Here is a 2,530-nt window from a genome sequence, read left to right on the forward strand (position 1 = left end):
CCGGTGGGGGCGATACGTGGTTCGCTGTCCAGCATCCGCCCCGACGACCTGGCTGCCCTGGTCCTCCGCGAGGCGGTGAGCCGGTCGGGGGTTTCCCCCGACCAGATTGAAGAAGTCATCCTGGGCTGCGCCAACCAGGCGGGCGAGGACAACCGCAACGTCGCGCGCATGGCCGCGCTGCTGGCCGGGCTGCCCGAGACGGTCGCCGGGCTGACCGTCAACCGGCTGTGCGCTTCGGGCCTCAGTGCCATCAACACCGCCGCCCGCGCCATCCGCAACGGTGACGGCGACGTATACGTGGCGGGCGGCGTCGAGAGCATGACCCGCGCCCCGCTGGTCATGCCCAAGGGAGCACAGCCCTTCGCCAATGGCAACGTCACTGCCTATGACACCACCCTGGGCTGGCGTTTCCCCAATCCGGCGATGGAAGCCCGCTTCCCGCTGGAGGCGATGGGCGAGACGGCCGAGAACATCGTGGAGCGCAGCCGCGCCGGGGAGATTGCCGGGGGTGAGATTACCCGTGAGGAGCAGGACGCCTTCGCGCTGGAGTCGCAGCGGCGGGTGGTGGCGGCCCTGAATGCCGGGGTGTTCCGCGACGAAATCGTCCCGGTGGAGGTCAGGGGCCGCAAGGGTGTAACCGTCTTCGACACCGACGAGCATCCCCGTTACCAGCGCGAGGGGGATACCTTCACCCTGGCGACCGACGAGGCCACGCTGGCGGGTCTGCGACCCGCCTTCCGCAAGGGAGGCACCGTCACGGCGGGCAACGCCTCGGGGCTGAACGACGGGGCGGCGGCGCTGGTGCTGATGAGCGCGCGCAAGGCGCGCGCACTGGGGGTGAGGCCGCTGGCGCGCTGGGTGGGTGCGGCGTCGGCGGGCGTGGACCCCCGCGTGATGGGCCTGGGGCCTGTTCCCGCCACCCGCAAGTTGATGGAGCGGCTGGGAATGGACCTGACGGACGTGGACCTGGTGGAAATCAACGAGGCCTTTGCCGCGCAGGCCATCGCCTGCATGCGCGAACTGGGCGTGGACCACGAGCGGCTGAACATCCACGGCGGCTCCATCGCCCTGGGGCACCCGCTGGGCATGAGCGGCGCACGGCTGGTCACGACCCTGACCCACGAGTTGCAGCGGCGCGAGGGAAGGTACGGGCTGGCGACCCTCTGCGTGGGGGTCGGCCAGGGCGAGGCGGCGCTGATTGAGCGGGTGGAGGCGTGATGACGGTCCCCGTCATCACGGCGCAGGAGGCCGCGGCGCTGGTGAAGGCCGGCGACACGCTGCTGGTCGGGGGCTTCGGCATGACCGGCAACCCGGTCCACCTGGTCCACGCCCTGGCCGAGACCGGCACCGGCGACCTCACCTTCGTGGGCAACAACGTGGGCGAGGCCGGCCTGAGTGGGGGCCGCCTGCTGCGAAACGGGCAGCTGCGCCGGGCCGTCGGCTCCTTCTTCACCAGCAACCGCGAAGCGGTTGCCGCCGCCCAGAACGGCACGCTGGAGGTCCAGCTGCTGCCCCAGGGCACGCTGGCCGAGGCGCTGCGGGCGGGGGGTGCGGGGCTTGGCGGCTTCTACACCCCCACCGCCGCCGGAACGGTGATTGCCGGGGACGCCGACATGCGGGTGTTGAACGGACGCGAGATGGTCTTCGTGCCCGCGCTGCGCGGGCACGTGGCCTTTATTCGCGCCTGGCGGGCCGACCGGGCGGGCAATCTCCAGTACCGCCTCACCGAGCAGAACTTCAACCGCGCCATGGCGACCGCCGCCGACCTGGTCGTGGCCGAGGTCGAGGAACTCGTGGAGGTCGGCGAGCTGGACCCCGCCCACGTCCACACCCCGGGGCTGTACGTGGATTATCTGGTCCAGGCCAGCCTCACGCCCGCAGACCTGGGCAGCTCCGCCGACGTGAAGGGGGGGGCCAAGAAGGTGGACGAGGCGCGTGTGCACATGGCCCGCCGCGCCCTGCGGGAACTGCGCCCCGGCGACGTGGTGAACCTCGGCATCGGCATTCCCACGCTGGTCGCGGACCTGATCACCCCCGAGCACGGGGTGAACCTGCACACCGAGAACGGGATGCTGGGCGTCGGTCCTGCCCCGGAGGACGGGGGCGCGATGGACTACCCGGTGAACGCGGGCAAGGTGCCGGTCACGGCGCTGCCGGGGGCGAGCTACTTCGACTCGGCCGACTCCTTCGGGATGATTCGCGGCGGCCACGTGGACGTGGCCGTGATGGGCGGGCTTCAGGTGGACGAGGCCGGAAACCTGGCGAACTGGGCGGTGCCGGGGAGGCCGCTGCTGGGGGTGGGTGGCGCGATGGACCTGGCGAGCGGGGCCAGGAGGTTGATTGTCACCATGACGCACACCGACCCCGACGGCACTCCCAAGCTGGTCCCCACCTGCACCCTGCCCCTGACCGCACGGGGCAACGTGAGCATGGTCATCACCGATAAAGCCGTCTTCGAGTTCCTGGACGGCCAACTCACCCTCACCGAACTGCTGCCCGGCACCACCCTGGAGGAGGTCCGCGCCACCAC

2 protein-coding genes are annotated in these 2,530 nt (G+C 71.1%); both read left to right on the plus strand.

Annotated features, from left to right (window positions below; translation table 11 throughout):
- Positions 1 to 1,218, plus strand: a 1,218-nt coding sequence (locus ABEA67_RS19370; RefSeq protein ID WP_345468520.1) for a thiolase family protein, incomplete at its 5' end; no start/stop codon positions are given.
- On the plus strand, positions 1,215 to 2,530 hold a 1,316-nt coding region (locus ABEA67_RS19375), incomplete at its 3' end, for a 3-oxoacid CoA-transferase (protein ID WP_345468522.1). The genes ABEA67_RS19370 and ABEA67_RS19375, both read left to right, overlap by 4 nt.

This window comes from Deinococcus carri (assembly GCF_039545055.1).
In the GTDB taxonomy this organism is placed as follows: domain Bacteria; phylum Deinococcota; class Deinococci; order Deinococcales; family Deinococcaceae; genus Deinococcus; species Deinococcus carri.